Consider the following 22,609-nt stretch of genomic DNA (forward strand, 5'->3'; position numbering starts at 1 on the left):
AAATATAATATATAGCTTTTGTTTATATGCTAAAGCTAAGGGTAGAAATATAATTGAGTCACTAAAATATTAAGGGGAGGTTTTATGAATGGATAATACTTTAGGAATTTTAAAGTATGCAATGGAAATGGAAAGACAAGGACAACGCTTTTATGAAAAATATAAAGATGATGTTGAAAATGAAAATGCAAAGAAAGTTTTTGCAAGCCTTGCAAAAGTAGAAGATGATCATTATCAAATATTGAAAAAACATTATGATGGTCTTTCAGAAAATAAAAATTGGTCTTCTGAAGATATAGATCTTTCTGGCGGAGAAGATATATTTGAAAATACTTTTAAAGAAGAAGAAGATAAAATGACAGAGAAAAATTTAAACTCTAGTTTTTCTGATATGACTATTATGAGAATGGCTTATTTGATAGAAAATGATTTTGCTAATTATTATAGGCAAGCTATAGAAAAAACTGATAATGAGCAAGCTAAAAATTTACTTAAAACTCTAGCTGAATGGGAAGATAAACATAGAGAATATTTCTATAAGGAATTTAAAAGTTATATGCAAGATAGTTGGTTTGATCAAAGTTTTGCTCCATTTTAATGAAATAAAAAAATACCCATATGGGTATTTTTTATTTCATTCTTTTTTCTAATTCTACTTTTAAATCTTCATATCCTGCTTTACCTAAAAGAGCAAACATATTCTTCTTATATTCCTCTACTCCTGGTTGATTAAATGGATTAACTCCTAATAAATATCCACTTATAGCACAGGCTTTTTCAAAAAAGTATATTAATTTACCAATATAATATTCATCAGTTTTTGGAATATTAATTATTATATTTGGAACTCCTCCATCTACATGAGCTATTAGTGTTCCTTCAAAGGCCTTCTTATTTACAAAATTCATAGTTTTACCTGCAAGATAATTAAGACCATCTAGATTTTTATCGTCTTCTTTTATTTCTATATCTATTTCAGGATTTTCTATATTAAATACAGTTTCAAATATATTTCTTCTTCCCTCTTGGATGAATTGTCCCATAGAATGAAGATCTGTTGAAAAATCTACTGATGCTGGAAAAATACCCTTACAATCTTTCCCTTCACTTTCACCATATAATTGCTTCCACCACTCAGATATGAAATGCATATGCGGTTCATAATTTGCTAAAATTTCAATTTCCTTACCCTTATTATAAAGAATATTTCTTATAGCAGCATATTTATAAGCTTCATTTTCTTCTAAATTTTCTTTGCTATATTCTATCCTTGCCTCTCTTGCTCCATCTATTAATTTATCTATATCTATACCACTTACAGCTATTGGAAGTAGTCCTACTGGAGTTAAAACTGAATATCTACCACCTACATCATCTGGTATTATAAATGTAGTATAATTTTCTTCTTCAGATAATTTTCTAAGTGCTCCCTTAGTTGAATCTGTCGTAGCATAAATTCTTTTATTTGCTTCCTTTTTGCCATATTTATCTTCTAAAATTTTTCTAAATATCCTAAAAGCAAGGGCCGGTTCTGTTGTAGTACCTGATTTTGATATTACATTTATACTAATGTCCTTACCACTTATCTTCTTTTTAATACTTTCTATATACCTGGCACTTATATTGTTTCCTACAAAATATATTTGAGTGTCACTTTCCTTATCTAGTGCTTCTATTACTGCTCGAGCACCTAAATATGATCCACCTATTCCAATTACTAAAAGTACATCAGAATCTTTTTTTATCTGTTTAGCTGACTTTTTAATTTTTTTAAATTCTTCTTTATCTAAATCATTAGGTAAATCAATCCACCCTAAATAATCACTACCAAGTCCCTTTCCACTTTCAAGTAATTGATGTGCCTTTTCTACCATAGGCTTTATTCCTTCTAATTCTTCATTTTTAATCATAGCATTAGAATAATCTATTTTTATATTTTCCAAAGAATATCCCTCCTTATTTCTATTAGTTCTATTATACCACTTCATATGTATGTTAAAAAAAGAAAAGTTATTAAGAGATAACTTTTCTTTTAATTCCTGGAAATGTGGGTTTGTTTGGATTGTTATCAACTATATAATTATATATATAATCTTCAGCTCTTATGCCTTGTTCCTTTAAACCTTCATTTCCAAATAAAACATTAAATTCTAATACATAAAACTTACCATCTACTTCTACTATATCAAATCCTGCATGATTTATTCCTAATTGTTTTGCCATTCTATCTACCAAATCTACTGCTTTCAAGGGAATATTTTCAAAGGAGTAGCTAGCCCCTTTAGCTATATTATTGTGAAAACTTCCTTCTTCTGCTATTCTATAATATGCACTTACTACCTTATTGCCTATATATACTACTCTTAAATCTCTATCTATAGGTAAATACTCTTGAATATATAAGGTTTCATTGGTCTTTATATATTCTTTTAATTCCTTTTTGTCTTTTAAAAGAAATACTCCATTTCCCATAGAACTCTTTATCTCTTTTGCTACTAGTGGATATCCAAATTCTTCTTCTATAATATCAAAGGATGAATCATTAGAGGCCATTATTCTAGTATATGGAACATTTTCCGGAAATGTAGCTAAAAACACCCTGGTCATTTCTACTTTATTATGACCCAAATGAAATGTATCTATATTTGGAAATATATTTTTCTTTAGTCCATATACAAGAGAATTAACCTGCCAATACTCTGGAAAAAGTATTAAATCTGCTTCTTTTATTTTTTCTATTTCTTTAAACATATTTTCTGGTTTTATATATGTGACATTTTTCATTCCTATAGTTCTGAATGGATTAAATGATATAATTTTCATCTTCTTTTGTCTCCTCTTTTAAGCATGTAAATATATTACTTTAATTTGAAGAAGATGTCAATGTTTTTTATCTCTATAACAATACTATATTTGCTTTGTTGCATTCCTCTATCATCCAGTTAGGCCATATAGAGGATTGAACTTCTCCTATGTGAGCTTTTCTTAAGAAAAACATACAAAGTCTTGATTGTCCAATTCCACCACCCATAGTAAGTGGAAGCTTATCTTCTAATAACAATTTATGATATTCTAATTTTTTTCGATCTTCACAATCAGCTAATTGTAATTGTTCAGCTAATGAATCTTTGTCTACTCTTATTCCCATAGAAGATATTTCAAATTCATCTTTTAAAATAGGATTCCAAAAAATTATATCTCCATTTAAATCCCAATCATCATAATCAGGTGAACGCATACCATGAGCTTTACCTGACTTTAATTTTCTTCCTATAGACATTATAAATACAGCTTTTTTTTCTTCAGATATTTGTTTTTCTCTTTCTTCTGGGCTTAAATCGGGATATAATTCTTCTAACTTTTGAGTGCTTATAAAAAATATTTCTTCTGGTAAGATAGGTTTAAGATGAGAATATAAACTACACAAGTGTTTTTCTGTATCTTTGCATATATTATAGATTTTTCTTACTACTTCCTTTAATTTCTCTTCATTTCTATCTTTTACATCTATTATATTTTCCCAATCCCATTGATCTACATATATCGAGTGAGTATTATCAAATTCTTCATCACGCCTTATAGCATCCATGTCAGTATAAATACCTTCTCCAACTTCAAACTTATATCTTCTAAGTGCCATTCTCTTCCATTTTGCTAATGAGTGAACTATTTCCAAATTACATTCATCATTCTTCATATCAAATACAACAGGCCTTTCTACTCCAGATAAATTATCATTTAATCCAGTTTTTGTCCTAACAAATAATGGAGCAGAAACTCTAAGTAAATTTAATTCTTTTGATAATTTTCTTTCAAAGAAATCTTTTATAGTTTTTATTGCAATTTCTGTTTCTTTTAAATTCAATTTCGGTTTATACCCTTGAGGTATAATTAATTTTTCCTTCATTACAATCACTCCTATAATATTTTTAAATATAACACTCAATATATTACAAATACGTAATAAAGTCAATTGAAAAAATAGAGTAAATTTACTCTATTTTTTAATTCATTCTAATTTTAAGTAAAGCTATATCATCTTGGGGTTCATCATAGTGAAAATCATCCATGGCATCTAAAATATGTTTTATGAGATTACCTTTTTTACCTTTTATACTATTTTGCAATCTCTCAATCCCAAATTCTTCTCCAGATTTATTTCTAAGCTCAATTATACCATCTGTATATAATAGCAATTTATCATCTTTTTCTATATTTATCTTTTTCTCTTTATGATTTATTTGATCAAATAAATAGCATATAGGAAACCCCGAATTTTCTAATACTTTTATTTTATCTTTCTTTATTAATAAGGGAAAACTATTGTGACCTGCATTAGCATAAGTAAAAGTCTTTTCTTTATTATCTAATACACCATAAATTATAGTAAAGTATTTATCATCGTCTATGTTTAAATCCAAAAAACTTTTATGAAGTTCCTTTAACACCTTAGATGGTTCTATAGTGTTTTCCATTATAGCTCTCATAGTTTGTCTTACAAACATAGTAAGGATGGATGCAGAAACACCATGTCCCACTACATCCGATATATAAACACATGTATATCTCTCATTAATATTGACTATATCAAACATATCACCACTTAATACTTCTGCGGGATGATATATATAATCTATGGATACAGGTCCATAACTACCTTTAGATGGAAGTATCTTTTTTTGTAAGGCTGTTGAATATTTAATATCCTTATTCATCTTTCTATTTCTTTCTATCAATTGACTCTCTAGGTTTTTCTCCTTTGTAATATCTCTAAAAACTTCTACAACTGCATATATATTTCCTTTAGAATCTTTGACAGGTGAACTTTTAATAGAAAAAATTCTATCTTCTATTATTTGTTCTTTCTCAGATATAGCTTCAGTTTGAAATGTAGTTTTAGTTATACATTTTTTACATTCACAAGATTGGCCAAGAGAAAAATAGCAAGATTTTCCCATTGAATCAAATCCTATCTCTCTTCTCATAGTTTCATTTTCATATATAACTATTCCATTTCTATCTATAACCCTTACCCAATCTGCCATTCCATCTAATATATCACGTGCTAACTTTTGGCTAGCACCATCTTTATCATTTAAAAACATCCTAACATTGTTATTAATGCTCAAGGTAAAACCTCCTTCAGTTTGATAAAATGCTCAAACCAATATATATAATTATATCATAATGAAATATATATTTATATGCTTAGGAGTTAAAATAATAAAATATAGCCCGGAATACTTGGAGTATCCAGGCTATATTTTATTTATTAAATTTTACTTCTTCATAACCATCTTCAATATATCTAGATAATGAGTAAAGTAAATCTGAAAGTCTATTAACGTATTTTAAAAGATGTTCATTTACATCAGCTTCTCTTGCAAGAGTAATTATTCTTCTTTCTGCTCTCCTACATATAGTTCTACTTATATGTAAAAAACCAGCAGCCTTGCCTGCACCTGGAATTATGAAATGATCTGGCGTTTCTACTTGATCTAAATATTCATCAATCTTGTTTTCAAGAAAAACCACTTCATCTTCTGTCATTTCAAATTTAAGCTTTGATTTATCTTCTGTAGCAAGTTCTGCTGCTACATCAAATAACTTTCTTTGTATTTCATGAATCAAATTATAAATATCTTCATCTTCAATGAAATTTTTAGTTAGTCCTAAATATGAATTAAGTTCATCGATAGTTCCATATGATTCTACCCTTATACTATCTTTAAAAACTCTTTTACTATCATAAAGACTAGTTTTACCTTTATCACCTGTTTTAGTATACACTCTCATACAAACACCTCCAAATTCTAAGGTAATTATACCCTAAGAAAAGCAAATTATTCTTTTGTATATTTTTCATATAAATTATATAATAATATAAAAGAAATATTAGGAGATTATCTATATGAAAAAGAAAAATAAAATAAAGATTATAGTTATTATAATATTATTAATATTAATTTATATCTCAAACCTACACTATCCTCTAAGGAGTTATATAGCTATGTATCCTTTAAAAATATATTATAAAAATACTGGATTATTTGATGATATCAATCTAAAGATCCCCAGTGGAAAGATAGAAAAAGAAAACTTCTATCCATTTATGCTTTATTTTAATTCAGATAAAGGCTTTTCCAATTATATAGGTAAGGATGCTAATTTAAGCATAGCTTATAATTTTGGAGGATTTAAATTTAGAAATAAAAATTCTAGTTATTATGATAAAGATTCAGATCTTTATTCTTCTTTTTATGGTGCATATATAATAGATTCTGATGATGACAATTCTTTTGGCTTCAATGAAAATGGTCATATAGATGTTGATTTATTAGCTAAAGTTCCAGAATATGACCAAAAATATTTAGTGCTTAGTTCCATTGGTTTATCTTCTAAAAACTCTGTTTTTGAAAATGATATAATTGATATGAAAGAAAATATAAAATATATCGATATTGATGATTGGATAAAAATTGATTCAAATATTACTACAAATTCTCCTATTCATGAAAACACAAATTTTTATAGGGGATATATTCAATTTGGTATTCCTAAAAGTGAAGCCAATAAAAATTTTCCTCTTATAAATATATATGGAAGAATGTATGTTAAATATTTCAAAGAATATGATAAAACTATAGGGTTTTATATATTGGGAAAAAATAAAAATATAGTTGATAAAATAGATAAAGAAATTGTATCTAAGTCAAAAATAGAAAGAATGGACTGAAGTAGTCGATTCTTTCTATTTTAACCACTCAGGTGGTGTCTTTATATAAGGCCTTATGCCATGTTTTTCATCATGATTCTTTAGAGCCTTTTCTATATCTTCTCTGGTTTTTATACTTTCTATATCTTCTACACCTTGACTAAATGGACAAGAAGATATGCAAATTCCACAATCTGTACCAAGCATTCTCCACATCTGATAACAATCTTCTTGATTAATTTGCCATCTTTTTATACCATTTATCTCTTTTTTATCTTTAGGTATAGCTTTTCCTGGACAAGTTCTCATGCATCTATCACATTCCATGCAAAAATCATTTAAATGAAAATCTTCATATTCATCCTCTATTAAAGGAATGTCTGTAGTAATCAAACCAAGTCTTATCATTTGTCCATATTCTTTTGTAATTAATATTCCATTTCTTCCTATATCCCCAATACCAGCATCCTTTGCAACGAGTGGAAGTACTGCTAAATAATTAGCATCCATATGATTTCTTGCACTATATCCAAGTTCTCTTATAAAATAAGATATCTGCATGCCAATTATACTAGCATCAACATAGGCCCTTGATGTGTCAATTATTTCAGAAACTTGAGGAGACCGATTCAGCATTTCTTTATCCATTTTAACAGCAAAAATTATTCCATAGCGATCTTTAGGTGTGACCTTGTTCCCATAGCTTTCAGTATGTCTTCCCCTATTAGAATACCAATGATAATCATGCATTTTAGTAATTCCTACCTTTACAGCTCCAAAATGTTTCATAAGTCCTTTTATTCTTCTTGTAATAGTTTCACTATCAACTTCTATCTTTTCTTTAGCTGGTTCTCCTTCTGATAAATGTTTTATATCATCTAAAAATTTAAAATTTGCTTGTGCTATTTTAGAATTTATAGGATCATAAGTTGCAGTACCTTCCCCACAAATTTGAGGCTTCTTTCTAATTTCATCATCTTTTTCTTTTCTTTTGGGATTTTTATTATAATAATCATTATATTCTTTAGAATTCTTTTCTAAATTCATACGTGAAAACATAGTATCTCTTTCATCTATTCTTTTCATAATCTATCCTCTTCTCTAAGCTAAATCTTCAAGTGTATTTAAATCTTTTATTATTATTTTTTTGTTTCCAATTAAATCTATTATATTTTCATCTTGAAGTAAACTGAGTTTCCTACTTACAGTTTCTCTAGTTGAACCTATATAATTTGCCATATCTTCTCTGCTAAGTGGTATTTCAAGTTCAACTATATTTTTCTTTGGAGTTCCAAAATCCTTTATTAAGCTCAGTAAAAGTCCTGCAAGTCTTGATTCAATATCTTTAGTTCCAAGTCTTTGTATCTGATTTTCAAGGCTTGCAACTCTATCATGTATTACTCCTAATATCTTAAGAGCTATATTAGGATTTTTTAAAAGTATATTATCGAAATCTGTTTTGGTAAGTATTGATATAGTAGTATCTTCCATGGCAACAGCATTGAACTTGAATTCTCCTGCCTTTATAAGGCTCATATCTCCTAGAAAATCACCCTCTGCTAATATATATATAATCTGTTCCTTACCATCTTTAGTATATTTAAAGGCTTTTATTCTTCCTCTATTTATTAAAAATAATTTATCTGAAATATCCCCTTCAAAAAAGAGCATATCATTTTTCTTATATTTTTTAATTTCTATTTTATCTGTAATCTCTGCAAGTTCTTCTTCTGGAAGTATAGAAAATATAGATACTTTTTTAGCACAATATTTTCCATGGCATAAATCACAAACACCATTACAATTACTCATAATTTCACCCTATTCTTTTGCTATATTATAATTATTACGCTACTTTCATTATAACATAAGTTTATATCAATAAAAAAGGATGCCTAAGCATCCTATTTATGACCTTCTTCAGGTACTATACATATGAATTTGAATTTACCTTTACCAACATTTTTAAATTGATGTAGGGCATTCTTTGGTATATAAGCATATGAGCCTGCTTCTACTTCATTTTCTTTTCCGTCTAACAATAATGTCCCTTTTCCTTCTAACATATAATTTATATGTGGCCAGTCATGGCTATGTTTTGGAGTATATCCCCCTTCTTCAATTTCCATAACTCTCATTACATGACCTTCCCATCCTTCTTTAGGTGAAATAATAGCTTTCATTGATGCACCTTTTACTTCAGGACTTGTAAATTCTTTGCTTTTTATATTTTTCTCATGATTAATTATCATATATAAACACTCCTAACAAATATATTTAGTATATATTTATTATACCCTAAATATAATAGAAATGAAATTTATTTTGATACTCGAAATAAAATTTGATATACTAGTAAGTAATTAAGCTTAAGGAGGACAATATGGATTATACCGAAAAGAGAAAATTAATATTAAAAGGTGATATGGTAAAGGTAATACTTACGCTGTCTGTTCCACTTATGATAAATAATTTGATTCAAACTATTTACAATTTAACCGATACCTTTTTTGTTAGTAGACTTGGTGATATCGAGGTAAATGCTGTAGGTTTTGTTTGGCCTATTATATTTTTTATGATGTCTATTGCGGTAGGACTTTCAATAGCAGGTACAGCTTTGATTTCACAATATACAGGTGCAAATGAATCTGATGAAGCACAAGTTGTAGCAGGACAGATAATCTCATTTTCATTTATTGCATCAATCATACTTGGAATCTTAGGAGCCCTTGCAACTCCATTTATAGTTTCTATAATGGGTGCAGAGGGAGAACTTTATAATTACAGTGTAGATTTTTTAAGAATTATCCTTTTAGGACTTCCTACTATGTTTATATTTAATGCTTTTAATGCTATAAAGCAAGGCCAAGGTGATACTTATACACCTATGATATTAGTTGGTTTATCTGTGGCCTTAAATATAATATTAGATCCAATATTTATATTTACATTTGATCTAGGAGTTGCTGGTGCTGCTATTGCAACAGTTATTTCTCGTGGAATTCTTGCAATATATGCAATGTATATTTTATTCAATAAAAATGATGGAATAAGATTAGAAAAAAACATTTGAAAATAAAAAAATATTGGTTAAAGAAAATCATTGTAGTTGGAGTTCCATCTTCAATTGGTCAATCCACAACTTCACTTGGTTTTGCAGTTCTTAATATATTTGTTAAATCATTTGGTAGTGCTACCCTTACAGCTTTTATAATAGGGAATAGAATAAACTCACTTATACTTATGCCTGCTATGGGAATAGGTAGTGCACTTGCTACAGTAGTAGGACAAAATTTAGGAAAAGATGATGTTTTAAGGGCAAGAAAGGCTGTAAAAACAAGTGCAGCACTTGCGACTATATTTTTAATTATAGGTGGAACATTTGTATTTATATTAGCTCCACAAATTATAAGTCTATTTACAAATAGTAAAGATGTAATAGAACAATCTGTTTTTTATTTAAGAGTAATATCAGCATCTCTTCCACTTATGGGAATATTTCAAGTCTTTAATGGAACATTTCAAGGCTCAGGACACACTATTATGGCAATGCTTGTTATGAGTTCTAGACTTTGGGTGTTTAGAATTCCAATGATAATATTATTTAAAAATTATACGAATTTAGGTGAAAAATCAGTATGGTTTGCAATGATATTAAGTAATGGATTTGTATGCCTTATAGGTTTTATACTTTATTTATCTAGAAAATGGGAAACAAAAATAATAAAAAAAGAATTGGTTTAAACCAATAAGAGGTGATAATTGTGTTTAATTTAGATACTTGAGTATCTTATATAGCAGATAACTCCACCAAAATAATTACTGAAATTTTTGATCGCATGCTTAATCAAAAAGGAGTTACTAGAGTGCAATGGATTGCACTATATTATTTAGGGAAAAATAATGATATTAGCCAAAAAGAGTTAGCAAAACATATGAATATTAAAGAATCTACTATAGCAAGATTAATCGATAGAATGGAAAAAGAAGAATTAGTTACAAGAAAAAAAAATCAAAGTGATAAAAGAGTCATGAATATAATCTTAACTTCAAAAGGTGAAGAAGTAAGAAAAGAATTATTACCTGAGGGAGAAAAATTTAATATTTTAGTGTCAAAAGGTATAAAAAAAGATGAAATGGAAATATTTATGAGTGTACTTAATAAAATGGTTTCAAATGTAAATAAACACAATTTTAAATAATATGTGTTTATTTTTTTATTTATTTTATTGATTGACAATTAACAATTTACTTGCTATACTAAGTATTATTAAAGTATATAATTTAATTCTAGGAGGAGATATTAATGGCAGATGTAAGAAAGATGTTAAATGATTTTACGGGTGGATTAGAAGAATTAGCAGAATCTAATGAAAAACATGTAGGTGCTTTTATGGGATTACTAGAAGCTTCATATGAACCAGGTGCACTTGATTTAAAAACTAAGGAATTAATGAGTATATCTATAGGTTGCTACAACAGATGTGAGTATTGTATTGTATTCCATACTTATAAAGCTCTTGAAGCAGGAGCAACAAGAGAAGAAATAATTGAATCAGCAATGGTTGCTGTAGCTTTTGGTGGCGGCCCTTCAATAGCATATAGTGTTACTTTATTAAAAGAATCAATAAATGAATTTGAAAAAGATTTTAAGTAAATTTGAATATGATGAATGAAAGACAGTAGAAATGCTGTCTTTCTCTAATATTTATTAGAAAAGGATGAGATAAATGTTGATTGATATTAAACTTGAAAAACTTTCTGGACATTCTACTAGTGGTAAAATAGGAAAAATCCATGTAGAAGTTAATGATAATATAAAAGTTGGAGATGAAATATTAGATATAGAATCTAATAAAGGAAATAAATCTGTAATTTCTAATGCTACAGGTATTATTAAATCAATTAATGTAGAAACTGGTGATACTATAAAAAAAGGTGATATACTTGTAACTGTTGAAGGAGAATTAAAGGAAGAGTCTTCTAAAAAGAAAAGTACCTTTAATTATATGGGTGGTTTAATGAAACCTAAAAAAGAAGAGATAGACACAGATATTACTGTGATTGGTTCAGGTCCTGGTGGATATGTTGCTGCTATTTATGCTGCAAAAATGGGTGCTAAAGTTACTATAATAGAAAAAGAAAAAGTAGGAGGAACTTGTTTGAATTGGGGATGCATCCCTACAAAATCATTTGTCACTTCTGCTAAAATGTATGAAAATCTAAATAATGCCAAAAGCTTTGGATTATCTGCAGAAAATATATCCTTAGATATTAAAAAAATTGTATCAAGAAAAAATAATATAGTTAAAGAGTTAACTGATGGTATAAAATATTTGTTTGAAAATAATAATATTACCTTGTATAAAGGAACAGCTAAAGTTCTAGATGAAAATACCATTTTTGTAAAATCAAACAATACTGAAACTACTATAAATACTAAAAATATTATATTAGCTACCGGATCTAAAGTATCCATGATACCAATCAAAGGCATAGAATCTAAAAATATTCTAACAAGCAAAGAAATACTTGATATAGATGAACTTCCTAAAAAGCTTATTATAATAGGAGGTGGAGTTATAGGTATGGAATTTGCTTTTCTTTTCAATAATCTTGGAGTAGATGTAACCGTTATTGAATATATGGATGATATACTAGCTAATATTGATAAAGATATAATTTCAGAAATTACTTCTATAGCAGAAGAAAAAGGTATACACATATATACTTCATCAAAAGCAGAAGAAATAATAGATACAGAAGATAAAAAGGTGGTAGTATCATTTAATAAAAAGGATAAATTACATTATGTTACTGGGGATAAAGTTTTATTTTCAGTAGGAAGGGAGCCAAATACGGGAGAAATAGATTTAGAAAAATTAGATGTTGAAAGAAATGATAATAAAAGAGGTATAAAAGTAAATACCAAAATGCAAACCAATGTTTCTAATATATATGCTATAGGCGATGTTACTGATAAAGTTCAATTAGCTCATGTAGCTTCCCATCAAGGCATAGTAGCAGCAGAAAATATTTTAGGTAACAATATAGAAATGGAGTATGATGTTATTCCTGCAGCTATATTTACTGATCCTGAGATAGCTGTAGTAGGTTTAAGTGAAAGACAAGTTAAAGAAAAAGGATTAGAAGTTTCTATAGGCCAATTTCCTTTTGCTTCAAATGGAAAAGCTTTAACCTTAGGAGAATCAAGGGGATTTGTTAAAATAATTAAAGAAAAGGAAACAGGTGTTATATTAGGAGGCTCTATAATAGGACCTCATGCTACTGACTTAATTCATGAAATAGCCTTAGCTATAAAAAACAAATTAAAAGATGTAGATTTAATGAATACTATACATGCTCATCCTACAACAGCAGAATCTATATATGAATCTGTTTTAGCAACAACTGAAACAGGAGCTATTCATAATTGAGTTAAAAAAAGAATTGGTTTAAACCAATTCTTTTTTTAACTCATATCTTCTAAATGAGAAGTTTGCAACAAATAATCTGCATAAAGTTTGTTTGTTTTTCCTAATTTATAAGAAAGCTTATCTACAAAAATTCGTAAAAACTTCATTCCCATACCCGGTTTAGCTCTAACTATTTCTTCTATTTGAGATTGTTCTATAGATAGGAGAGTCAAAAACTCTGTTGCTTTACCACTTACATAATATTTTTCAGTTGCAATTGCAGTTTCTCCTATGAAATTACCTGTGCAAAGTGTAGATAAAGAAATCTCTTCATTTTTTTCATTAGATTTAAATATATTTATACATCCATCTAAAATTATATAGAATTTTGAATCTTGTTCACCTTCTTTAAATACCATCTCATTGTCTTTAAAAAAATTAATATTTGCAATTTGTGCAATTTCTTTTATTTCATCTTCAGTAAAGACACTAAACTCTTTTATTCCCTTTATTTTATTTATCTTATCTTTTAAATTCATATTTTTTTGTTTTTCTTTAGTATTTATATTTTGCTTTGAAAGATTATCTGTTTCCATTATCTTTCTAATTTCATATCTATTTTGTATTGTAAAATCAATTAATTTTTGCCAGTTTTTTTGTATGTGTCTATATTGGGTAAAAGGATCTTTTTCTTTTACAGCTTCATATTTACTTATATATATATTTTTCATGCTTTCTTTTGATGCTTCTGTGTTTCCTTCAGCCAAATATTCTAGAGATAATAATACATTTGTTTTATATATTTTATCTTCTAAATCATTCTTTAAAAACTCGCCTGGATAAGGATCAAAATCTTCTGGTTTAACTATAGTCATATTATTCACTTCATATTGAGAAGAAATTTTTGCTCTTTCATACATAAATCTATAAATATCTTCTCTAAATCTCTGCCATACTGGGTGATTCTTTTTAGGTGGAAGATGTTTTACCGAAAGTTTATTGTCTAAGAAAAAGTTAAATCCAAACATCTTTGAGTTAATTAAATAATCAATATCCTCTCCTCTTGTAATATTAGGATCAAATGCTATAAGTTGATAAAGATTTTTGTGAATCACCATAGCTCCACCAAAAGCAAATGGAGTTTGTTTAAGTCTTGGCTCACATCCTATTATTTTATCAAATGCTTTGGCTTTACTTCCAAACCTATCCCAATAAGTCATCCAAGGTTCCATATCTACATCATCATAATATTCATCATGTTTATTTAAATAATAACCTGCAACACCATATATTATCTCACCATAAATTCTTTTACCTATATATTTCTTTGACATAGATATAAAATCTTTATTTTCTATTATCTCATCATCATCTATTAAGATTATTACATCTGAAGCTAGTATATGAGCTGAAAACAGACACATATTACGCACATTGGAATATCCTTTTAAGCTTATTATGTCTACAATTTCTCTTTTCATATCAGATGATTTAAATATATTTTTTATATTTCTTAAGCTCTTAGGTGTAAAAAGAAAAGTCTCAATTCCTAAATCTATACTGTTTATTATATCTCTAACTTTTTCTTCTGCTTCTTTTTCTATATCTATAGTTGTGGGGCATAAAAGTATAACTAATTTAAAATCTTTATCATTTAAATTTTTTAAACTTTCAAGAGTTCTCTTTAGAGTACCTTCTTTGTCTACAGGTGTAGGATGATCATATATGGCATCTCCCTTTTTCCAACCTTCAGTTGAACTTCTGCCCCAATAGGTAGGTATTACTACAGTTTCTCTCATTTTTTAATTCCCCCATATATTTTTTCTAGATGGTCTAATGTATGCTTCCACGAAAAATTATTTTTAGCATAATTATAACATCTTTTACTTCTTTGATCTTTATCATCTCTTGTAAGTTCATCCTTTATAGCCTTTGCAAGAGCCATATCATCATCTACATCTATAAGTGTACCAACATCATCATTTATAAAGTCTACAAGTCCTCCTTGATTTGTAACCACAACAGGAGTACCGCATCCAAGAGCCTCTATAGCAACAAGACCAAAAGGTTCCACTCTAGAAGGTACCGTACTTACATCTGCTATATTATATAAATCTACCAATTGTTCTTGACTTACATGTCCAATGAAAAACAGATTATTGATGTTTAACTTTTCTTTTAATTCTATTAATTCTGAATAAAGGTCGCCATTTCCTGCAATTAATGTGGCAATAGTCTTATCTTTTATGCTATTATTATATGTTTTAGCAGCCTTTACTAGAACATCTACCCCTTTAAAATGTGTAAGTTTTCCTGCAAAAGATATGATATAATCTGGATTTATATCTACACCAAAACTTTTTAAAACTTCTTCTTTATTTAAATTTATAGGTTTAAATAGTTCTTCATCATAACCATTCATAACTATTTCAGTATCAAGATCATTTACTCCATAGAGTTCTTTAACTTCTCTATCTACTTGCTTTGAGATAGTTATTATTTTAGATGCATTTCTTGCTCCCTCTATGGCAAATTTATGATATCTTTCATCTTTTTTAAAACCTTTTAAATCTGTTCCATGGGCCGTTACCACATAGGGCACATTAGTTTTAGAGGCTGCATATGGGGCTATCCATAGATGTTGAGCATGGATCATGTCAGGATTAAAATCATCAACTTCTTCTTTTACTCTTTTTACAAATACATCTATATAATCTTTCATTTGACCTTCATTTAAATCATAATAAGTGTTTATACTTCTAGGATGTGAAGTAAAGCAAGGAAAATCATAGTCTAAATCCCAATTTACACTATTTTGTCCTTTAAAATAAATAGGACTTTGTTCAAAAATTTCTTCTCTTGGTTTCTCATTTTCTGGGAATATAACCCTTACTTTATTCCCTCTTTTAGTAAGCTCTATGGCTAAATTTCTTGTATATACTCCACTTCCAGAACCCTCAAGAGGAAAATGATTAATTAACAATATCTTCATACATTCCATCTCCTTTGTTGATTTTTGAAATAGCTTTGTCCCAACTTCTAATAGTTCTTTTATAATCTTTTATCATAAAAGGTAATTCCCTATAACTAATTTCTAGAGCTTCAGGTAATATTAGAAATCTATCATCATTTAAATACCTAGCTAGCTTTGGAGCTCCTATTTTTAAGTTTTCTAATTGTATTTTTTTTATATTTTCTAAATCTTCATTCATTAGCCAATTTAAAAATGGATTTCTTCCTATCCAACCAAGACATGCATAATAAAATCTATCTTTAATATTTTTATTTCCTCTTATGTCAGGTCTTGTTGGATAATTATTATAAGTATCATGGAATATTTTCACATCTATATCTATAAATTTTTCTTTAATTTCATTAGACTTTAATCCCAGTACTGTATCTTCACCCCTTGTTAATACATTGTGTTTTCCATCTGGAGCATAATATGATGAATAAAAAGGAGGTAGTTTCTCATAGAAAAAAGCATCTAATTTCATAGCTAAATTACCACCTAATATTTTATGTGTAATAAAAGGATTTTTAGTTTCATCATCTAAATTCAAACAATTATGAATATTGCACTCATTAATATATTCATAAGCAGATTCCTTTTGAAGCCCTATAAAAAGTTCTTTCATTCCTTCAAATTTCATTGGAGGTATTATATAATAACCTGAATAATCTGATGTAGTTACTATCACGTCTTCATCATTCATATATTTCATATGTGAACCTATAAAATCTATTTCTTTTTTTACAACTTTTCCATTTTCTTTTCTTAAAACATAAGGATAAACATCTGTATCTATAAAAAATAAAATATCGCTACCAGTAATCATAGCCTTTAATATAGCATGATTTCTATTTATGCCATATGGAACTATACCATCTTTTGATAAAGTTTTTACATTTAAGAGCCTTGATATATCTTTAGAAGATATACCTTGATAAAGTAAGTCCTTATATAGATCTGCTTTATCATTTATCTTTACTGTGTGTACCTTCACCTTTTTCTCAAAGTATTTAAGTGCAGTTTTATCAACCTTGTGAGAATAAACCACTATAACAGAATGGATTTTGTGACCAAATTTTTCTGCATTTACAAGAAATTTGTCAAGTCCACTACTATTATCAAAGTATTTAGTTATCATTGCTATTGAAATTTTCATATATGTCTACCCCCTTTTAAAGTAAAATTTTATAATAAAAATGAACCTCTGGTAAAAAGAATTCACCTCGTGGTTCATTGTTTTGATATTTATACCCCATTTTACAATAATTTAACTAAAATTTAATATAAAGTTATTAAATTCATATTATATGGATATTTAATTCATAGTTTTGGTAAAATATAAGGCTAAAGTGTAATACTTTAACCTTAAAATTAATCTACTACTATTTCCTTATTATCTATATCTAAAATTGACATTTTAATCCTTCCACCTAAATTATCTTGTACTAATTTCCATAATTCTTTTAAGGCATTTTCAAAATCCATTAACCTACTTTCATCCACCAATTCAATGCATAAGAAAGCATTAACAGTATTTTCAGTAAGCATTGTCCTTACAGCTTCTCGCCAGTTCCAGCATCTACAAATCGCACCTTTATCATCTTTATAAACTATTTCACCTTCATATGGAGGTGAATTTTCATCTTTTCCAAGTGGTATAAATTCCTCATCTCCTACAGCTATAGTTAAACTTATATCACCAACAAATTTATCTATATCTTCTCCACCACATGGTAAGCCATATTTTAATGAAATAGTATTATAAATATCAACTAATGGATTAATAGTTCCTATATGATTGCCTTTATCAATCCTTTTTAATAATGCCTCTATAGATGATCTTGCTCCTTTTTTTGTTTTGAACTTTTGGAATGCTTCTCTCCATACTTTTATTACTGTATTATTACTAAATTTTGCATCTTGTAAATACTTTAATGCTTCTTCTTCTGCTGATGAAATCATTTTTCTATATTGGTCACTATCTTTTATAGTATTATCTATACCATGACATGTAATAACACCAATTTTTGCTTGTGGAAATAGACTCCAAAAAGAATCTTCAATCACAAATTTTTTCATTAGAATACCTCCTTGATTATAAAACTACTTTAGTCATTATATAATCTATTTGTTTTTCATCACCCATATTAAAAGAGTGAGATCCAGTTTGAGTAAAACCCATTTTTTTATAAAAATCAATAGCATCTTTATTTTTTTCCCATACACCTAACCAGATTTTCTTTTTATTATATTCTATTGCAATCTCTATAGCTTTATTTAATAGATATTTACCAAGCCCTTGATTTTGGAATTTATTTTTTATATAAATCCTCTCAATCTCAAGTGATTCATTCCCAATTATTTCAGATTGAGAATCATTAATATTGACCTTTAAATACCCAGCTATTTCATCATCTAAATAGATAAAAAAGAAATGAGAATAAATATTAGATAATTCCTTCTCTACTTGCTTTAAGTTAAATGCCTTTTTTAAATAATCATTTATATTTTCTGGCGAATTTTGTTCTTTAAACGTTTCATTAAATGTTTCATAACTAATATCTCGAAGTTTATGTGCATCTTCAAAAGTACATTTTTTTATTTCTATAGTCATTTAAATATAACTCTCCTTAATTTAATAGTTTCTTTTATTTCCTTTTTTTACAAATTCCCAGTCTTTTTCTACATTTTTTCTCATTCTTCTAAGAAGGTTTAAAATAGTTTTTTCCTCTTTTTCAGAAAACCCCTTCAAAGCTATAGAATTAGAATAAATATGTTCACTAATTATAAAATTATAAACTTTTTTACCTTTTTCTGTTGGAAATAACCTTTTAATTTTTTTGTTAACCTCATCTTCTTTTTTGTCAATGAATCCATTAATTTCAAGTTTTTTTATAGCACGCGCTGCGCTTGTTCTATCTACCTTTATCATCTCAGCTAATTTTTCTTGAATTATGCCTGGACTTTCATATATTCGTACAAGATACAAATATTGTCCTTTAGTAAGATTATATTCTTTAAATTCTATATTACTTATAGAATTTAATGCTCTTGCTATCATTCCAATTTCCCGAAGAATTTCTGACATAATTACCCCCAATAAATATTTATTGTAATTACAACAAAACTTATAATTAATTTTACCACTATATTGTTGCAAATGCAACAAAAAAATAAATATATCTAATCTTAAATATAAACCCTTTTTATTATAACTTATTCTACATTGATTTCTACAGTATTTGAATCGAATCCAAGTCTCTCCTTTAATTCATCTGTTATTTCAATTTTTATAGTATCACCAGCTTCTAAGTCTTTATAAATATATTGGAAAGCTGTGACTACTGTTCCATCTAACATTGTTTCTTCATTTGGTTTGGGAGATAGGGACTTTATATGGTCTTGATAGTTACCACTTATTTCACCCTTATTTATTATTTCATTTATATTCTTATTTCCTTCTAACATAGGATAATTTTCGCTAAGTCTTACCCAAAATTCTTTTTTACCTGTTGTAATTTTACTCTCTTTTATTTTTTCATTATCAATACTTAATTCATATCCCCATAGTTTTTTTACTAATTCTTCACTTTGTTTTTCTTTCAAGTTTTTTATGGCATAAATTATTGCATTAGTATGTCTTTCTATCACTTCTCTATAAAATTCATCTTCCATTTCTTTTTGGTCGTCAATTCCTTTTAGAGATTCCTCATGTATATTAATCCTTTCTTCGTATTCTTCATTTATCCCTTCAAGTTCATCAATTCTTTTCTCTAATTCTTCTACCCTTGCATTTTCAGAATCTTGAGTGCCTGTATCATCAGTACATGATGCAAATGTTATGGATGTTAGTAATAAAAAAATTAATATTGCTACTTTCTTTTTCATTTGATATTCCTCCCTTTAATCTAATTCCAATCCCATTTGTATTGAACGGTAGTATTTTCCATTTAGATATAAATCTCTTGCTATTATACCTTCCTTTTTAAATCCTAACTTTTTATATAAGTCTATAGCATTTTCATTGTCTTCTCTAACCCTTAAATTTATCTTCTTTACTATATCACCATCTTCTGCCCAGTTTATTAAATACTTTACTAGTTCTTTACCTATACCTAAGCCCCAATGCTTTTTTAATACACTTACTCCAAATTCCCCAGTATGTCTAATTCTTGGTCTATGTCCCCCTCTAAAGGTTAAATTACCAACTATCTTATTGTCTATTAATGCTATTATATTTAAATCCATTATTTGAAGATAATATATTTTCTAGTATTTTTTCTTCCTCTTCAACTGTAATATTAAATTCTCCTCGACCAAATGTAAGAAAGTCAGATTCAGCAGATATATCTTGTATATAACTTATTAATTTTTCCGCATCATACTTAGTAGATTCAGTAATTGTCATTTTATCATTATTTTTAAGTACTAATCTTTTCATTTATGCACCTCATTTTCGTCCACTAATAATTATCATAGGCGATATATTAAAATCCCATAGTCTTTCATTTTTATCTAACATATTTATTTTTTTGACATACCTTTCATTAATTAGACTGATTAATTCATCTTTTTCTTTAAAAGTTAATGCATTTTCTTTTTTATCTATAATCATATTTACAAACTCTAATATACTCTCATATTCTGATTCTATGATTAATCTTTTCCTCTTATAAGAATTTCTATAATCGTCTATGCAACTTATATAATTAACAGTATCAAAGTGAATCTCTCGAAATCCAACTTCTTCAAAGAGTCTTAATATATTTTGAGGATCATTAAAGTACTTTCCTACATTTAAATCATCTTTTACCTTTTTTTTATATAGTTCTATTTTGTTCATGAGAACTTTTTCTCTAGTAGTTAGTGTAATATTATCTTTACTATTTAATGCTAATTCTGGTCTAACATTTAATATAGATACATATCCACCTCTTTTACATACTCTATATTGTTCTTCTAAAAATTTCTTATTTGGTACATGTTCTATTACAGTATGAGAAGTGCATGCATCAAAAGTATTATTTTCAAAAGGTAAAGAAAGAGCATCTCCTTCAGTATACTGAATATTATTTAAAGATTCATTTTCAGCTCTCATTTTGCAATAATTTATAAAGTTACTATCCATATCTATTCCAGTTATTTGAGAATCTAAACTTAATTTTTCTCTAAGCTTTCTAGTAAAAGTGCCTGTTCCACATCCAATCTCTAATATGTTTCTTGCATTTTTTATTCTAATAGCTTCAATTATCTCTTTCATTTTATTTTCTGTAAACCTTAATTCCCTACTAGTATCTAAACTATATATACTTTGTACTCTCTCGGACCAATTCCTATTTTCCATAGGTAACCCCCTAGACAATATTTCATTACACTTTTAGACATTTTTTAAACTATTAAAATAATTTTCACATCTATTATTCCACTTAATTTCATATTGTTCCTTACTTATTATACTCTTAGATAAATCTTTTACCGATTTTATGTTTTCATCATTTCCATTTTCATCAGTTGCTATAAAAAAATTACTACTTTTTATAACGCTCTTATCTCTACAATATTTGATATACTCATTTGATCCTCTTTGAACTTCAATATTGTTGATATCTGTCATATTTATCACCTTTTCTGAAAAACTCACCTTTTAAATCCCCTAAATAACCTCATCCTTCAATATAGAATAATACTTTAAATCTACAAATTTATCTCTTGAATTTTTAATCACTTTTCTAAGTGTACCTTCATATTTAAACCCGCACTTTTCCATAACTTTTCCCGAAGCTGAATTTTCTATTTCATGTCTTCCTGTTATACGAGCAAAACCAACTTTAGTAAGACCATAATTTATGATTTCTTTTGCTGCTTCTGTTGTTATGCCTTTATTCCAATAATCTTTTCTTATGCAATAACCTATTTCACTATTTTCATTTTTATTATCTACACCAAAAATCCCAATTGTCCCTATTACAGTCTTATTTTCTTTATTTTCTATAACCCAATGATAATTTTCTAAATCTTTGTTTTCTTCCATCCACATTTTTATTAGTTCTTTAGTTTCTTCTATTGATTTATGTGGTTTCCATGTTACATATCTTGTAACATCAGTATCTGTTGCCCAACCACTATATATTTTTCCTGCATCTTCTTCTTTAAATGGTCTAAGTATAAGTCTTTCTGTTTCTAAAACTATAGTTCCTTTATGATTTAACATCTTATCACCTCTATTTTTTGTTTTTAATTGATAATTTAAATCTATCTATATAGCTACGAATAATTGGCATAGAAATTAATCTCAGTATTATACTAATTATAACTCCACTTATTAATATAAAATCTGATATACCTATAGTTATTTTAAGCAGTAACACAATTATAATTAATAAGACACTAATATTTCTAAGCTCTGCATCTCCCAATTTAAACACCCCTTATAAGTTATTATTTAAATATTCTATATTCTAATAA

Annotated in this window: 28 protein-coding genes; 7 read left to right on the plus strand and 21 right to left on the minus strand. The window is 27.6% G+C overall.

Annotated features, from left to right (window positions below):
• Positions 1–88 precede the first annotated feature (88 nt).
• Positions 89–598 (plus strand): ferritin family protein, encoded by a 510-nt coding sequence (locus ACTHUW_RS02345; protein WP_442197998.1) that lies wholly within the window; start codon positions 89–91, stop codon positions 596–598.
• A gap of 31 nt (positions 599–629) precedes the next feature.
• Here ACTHUW_RS02345 and ACTHUW_RS02350 read toward each other — a convergent pair whose 3' ends face one another.
• From ACTHUW_RS02350 to ACTHUW_RS02370, 5 genes are all read right to left on the minus strand, one after another.
• Positions 630–1,988, minus strand: coding sequence for a glucose-6-phosphate isomerase (locus tag ACTHUW_RS02350; protein ID WP_442197997.1), 1,359 nt, complete (start codon positions 1,986–1,988; stop codon positions 630–632).
• A gap of 25 nt (positions 1,989–2,013) precedes the next feature.
• Positions 2,014–2,823, minus strand: coding sequence for an ATP-grasp domain-containing protein (locus ACTHUW_RS02355; protein ID WP_442197996.1), 810 nt, complete (start codon positions 2,821–2,823; stop codon positions 2,014–2,016).
• Positions 2,824–2,896: 73 nt separating this feature from the next.
• Complete coding sequence (gene asnA, locus ACTHUW_RS02360) at positions 2,897–3,916, minus strand: aspartate--ammonia ligase (protein ID WP_442197995.1); 1,020 nt, start codon at positions 3,914–3,916, stop codon at positions 2,897–2,899.
• 88 nt (positions 3,917–4,004) lie between these two features.
• Positions 4,005–5,129: a SpoIIE family protein phosphatase gene (locus tag ACTHUW_RS02365; protein ID WP_442197994.1), complete on the minus strand. Its 1,125-nt coding sequence runs from the start codon at positions 5,127–5,129 to the stop codon at positions 4,005–4,007.
• A gap of 136 nt (positions 5,130–5,265) precedes the next feature.
• Positions 5,266–5,796: a cob(I)yrinic acid a,c-diamide adenosyltransferase gene (locus ACTHUW_RS02370; protein WP_442197993.1), complete on the minus strand. Its 531-nt coding sequence runs from the start codon at positions 5,794–5,796 to the stop codon at positions 5,266–5,268.
• 214 nt (positions 5,797–6,010) lie between these two features.
• On the opposite strand from ACTHUW_RS02370, the gene ACTHUW_RS02375 reads away from it, so the two are divergent.
• A complete protein-coding gene (locus tag ACTHUW_RS02375) occupies positions 6,011–6,736 on the plus strand; it encodes a hypothetical protein (protein WP_442199095.1) in 726 nt (241 codons plus the stop codon).
• A 15-nt stretch (positions 6,737–6,751) separates the two neighbouring features.
• Here the strand turns inward: ACTHUW_RS02375 and ACTHUW_RS02380 are convergent, their stop codons facing one another.
• The 3 genes from ACTHUW_RS02380 to ACTHUW_RS02390 all read right to left on the minus strand — a co-directional run bounded on the left by ACTHUW_RS02380 (position 6,752) and on the right by ACTHUW_RS02390 (position 8,967).
• Complete coding sequence (locus ACTHUW_RS02380; protein WP_442210310.1) at positions 6,752–7,801, minus strand: 4Fe-4S dicluster domain-containing protein; 1,050 nt, start codon at positions 7,799–7,801, stop codon at positions 6,752–6,754.
• 15 nt (positions 7,802–7,816) lie between these two features.
• On the minus strand, positions 7,817–8,527 hold the full coding sequence (locus ACTHUW_RS02385; protein WP_442197990.1) for a Crp/Fnr family transcriptional regulator: 711 nt from the start codon (positions 8,525–8,527) through the stop codon (positions 7,817–7,819).
• Between the two features lie 92 nt (positions 8,528–8,619).
• On the minus strand, positions 8,620–8,967 hold the full coding sequence (locus ACTHUW_RS02390) for a cupin domain-containing protein (RefSeq protein WP_442197989.1): 348 nt from the start codon (positions 8,965–8,967) through the stop codon (positions 8,620–8,622).
• A gap of 131 nt (positions 8,968–9,098) precedes the next feature.
• Between ACTHUW_RS02390 and ACTHUW_RS02395 the strand changes: the two genes are divergently transcribed.
• The 5 genes from ACTHUW_RS02395 (at position 9,099) to lpdA (ending at position 13,152) form a co-directional block, all read left to right on the plus strand.
• Positions 9,099–9,788, plus strand: a complete 690-nt coding sequence (locus tag ACTHUW_RS02395) for an MATE family efflux transporter (RefSeq protein ID WP_442197988.1) — start codon at positions 9,099–9,101, stop codon at positions 9,786–9,788.
• Positions 9,785–10,459 (plus strand): MATE family efflux transporter, encoded by a 675-nt coding sequence (locus ACTHUW_RS02400; protein WP_442197987.1) that lies wholly within the window; start codon positions 9,785–9,787, stop codon positions 10,457–10,459. Before ACTHUW_RS02395 ends, ACTHUW_RS02400 begins: the two co-directional genes overlap by 4 nt.
• A gap of 95 nt (positions 10,460–10,554) precedes the next feature.
• Entirely contained in the window at positions 10,555–10,917 is a 363-nt protein-coding gene (locus ACTHUW_RS02405; RefSeq protein ID WP_442197986.1) for a MarR family winged helix-turn-helix transcriptional regulator, read from the plus strand.
• A gap of 104 nt (positions 10,918–11,021) precedes the next feature.
• The gene (locus tag ACTHUW_RS02410) at positions 11,022–11,372 is read left to right on the plus strand and encodes a carboxymuconolactone decarboxylase family protein (protein WP_442197985.1); all 351 of its coding nucleotides are present in this window, start codon (positions 11,022–11,024) and stop codon (positions 11,370–11,372) included.
• A 73-nt stretch (positions 11,373–11,445) separates the two neighbouring features.
• On the plus strand, positions 11,446–13,152 hold the full coding sequence (gene lpdA, locus ACTHUW_RS02415; protein ID WP_442199094.1) for a dihydrolipoyl dehydrogenase: 1,707 nt from the start codon (positions 11,446–11,448) through the stop codon (positions 13,150–13,152).
• Positions 13,153–13,187: 35 nt separating this feature from the next.
• On the opposite strand, the gene ACTHUW_RS02420 is transcribed toward lpdA, so the two are convergent.
• From ACTHUW_RS02420 to ACTHUW_RS02480, 13 genes are all read right to left on the minus strand, one after another.
• Entirely contained in the window at positions 13,188–14,930 is a 1,743-nt protein-coding gene (locus ACTHUW_RS02420) for a Crp/Fnr family transcriptional regulator (protein WP_442210307.1), read from the minus strand.
• A complete protein-coding gene (locus tag ACTHUW_RS02425) occupies positions 14,927–16,123 on the minus strand; it encodes a glycosyltransferase family 4 protein (RefSeq protein WP_442199092.1) in 1,197 nt (398 codons plus the stop codon). The genes ACTHUW_RS02420 and ACTHUW_RS02425 overlap by 4 nt, the downstream gene beginning before the upstream one ends.
• Positions 16,104–17,300: a hypothetical protein gene (locus ACTHUW_RS02430; RefSeq protein WP_442196929.1), complete on the minus strand. Its 1,197-nt coding sequence runs from the start codon at positions 17,298–17,300 to the stop codon at positions 16,104–16,106. Before ACTHUW_RS02430 ends, ACTHUW_RS02425 begins: the two co-directional genes overlap by 20 nt.
• Before the next feature lie 215 nt (positions 17,301–17,515).
• Entirely contained in the window at positions 17,516–18,223 is a 708-nt protein-coding gene (locus tag ACTHUW_RS02435; protein ID WP_442196930.1) for a B3/B4 domain-containing protein, read from the minus strand.
• A gap of 16 nt (positions 18,224–18,239) precedes the next feature.
• Complete coding sequence (locus tag ACTHUW_RS02440; protein WP_442196931.1) at positions 18,240–18,758, minus strand: GNAT family N-acetyltransferase; 519 nt, start codon at positions 18,756–18,758, stop codon at positions 18,240–18,242.
• Between the two features lie 21 nt (positions 18,759–18,779).
• Entirely contained in the window at positions 18,780–19,232 is a 453-nt protein-coding gene (locus ACTHUW_RS02445) for a MarR family winged helix-turn-helix transcriptional regulator (RefSeq protein WP_442196932.1), read from the minus strand.
• A 128-nt stretch (positions 19,233–19,360) separates the two neighbouring features.
• Positions 19,361–20,032 (minus strand): hypothetical protein, encoded by a 672-nt coding sequence (locus ACTHUW_RS02450; protein ID WP_442196933.1) that lies wholly within the window; start codon positions 20,030–20,032, stop codon positions 19,361–19,363.
• 15 nt (positions 20,033–20,047) lie between these two features.
• Complete coding sequence (locus ACTHUW_RS02455; protein ID WP_442196934.1) at positions 20,048–20,392, minus strand: GNAT family N-acetyltransferase; 345 nt, start codon at positions 20,390–20,392, stop codon at positions 20,048–20,050.
• Positions 20,358–20,585 carry a hypothetical protein gene (locus tag ACTHUW_RS02460; protein ID WP_442196935.1) on the minus strand — a complete coding sequence of 76 codons (228 nt, stop codon included), beginning with the start codon at positions 20,583–20,585 and terminating at the stop codon, positions 20,358–20,360. The genes ACTHUW_RS02455 and ACTHUW_RS02460 overlap by 35 nt, the downstream gene beginning before the upstream one ends.
• A 9-nt stretch (positions 20,586–20,594) precedes the next feature.
• The gene (locus ACTHUW_RS02465; RefSeq protein WP_442196936.1) at positions 20,595–21,488 is read right to left on the minus strand and encodes a class I SAM-dependent methyltransferase; all 894 of its coding nucleotides are present in this window, start codon (positions 21,486–21,488) and stop codon (positions 20,595–20,597) included.
• A gap of 33 nt (positions 21,489–21,521) precedes the next feature.
• On the minus strand, positions 21,522–21,785 hold the full coding sequence (locus tag ACTHUW_RS02470; protein ID WP_442196937.1) for a hypothetical protein: 264 nt from the start codon (positions 21,783–21,785) through the stop codon (positions 21,522–21,524).
• A 12-nt stretch (positions 21,786–21,797) separates the two neighbouring features.
• Entirely contained in the window at positions 21,798–22,355 is a 558-nt protein-coding gene (locus tag ACTHUW_RS02475) for a GNAT family N-acetyltransferase (protein ID WP_442196938.1), read from the minus strand.
• A gap of 10 nt (positions 22,356–22,365) precedes the next feature.
• On the minus strand, positions 22,366–22,560 hold the full coding sequence (locus tag ACTHUW_RS02480; RefSeq protein ID WP_442196939.1) for a hypothetical protein: 195 nt from the start codon (positions 22,558–22,560) through the stop codon (positions 22,366–22,368).
• Between the last annotated feature and the right edge of the window lie 49 nt (positions 22,561–22,609).

This window comes from Senegalia sp. (in: firmicutes) (assembly GCF_052088025.1).
Lineage (GTDB): Bacteria > Bacillota > Clostridia > Tissierellales > SIT17 > Anaeromonas.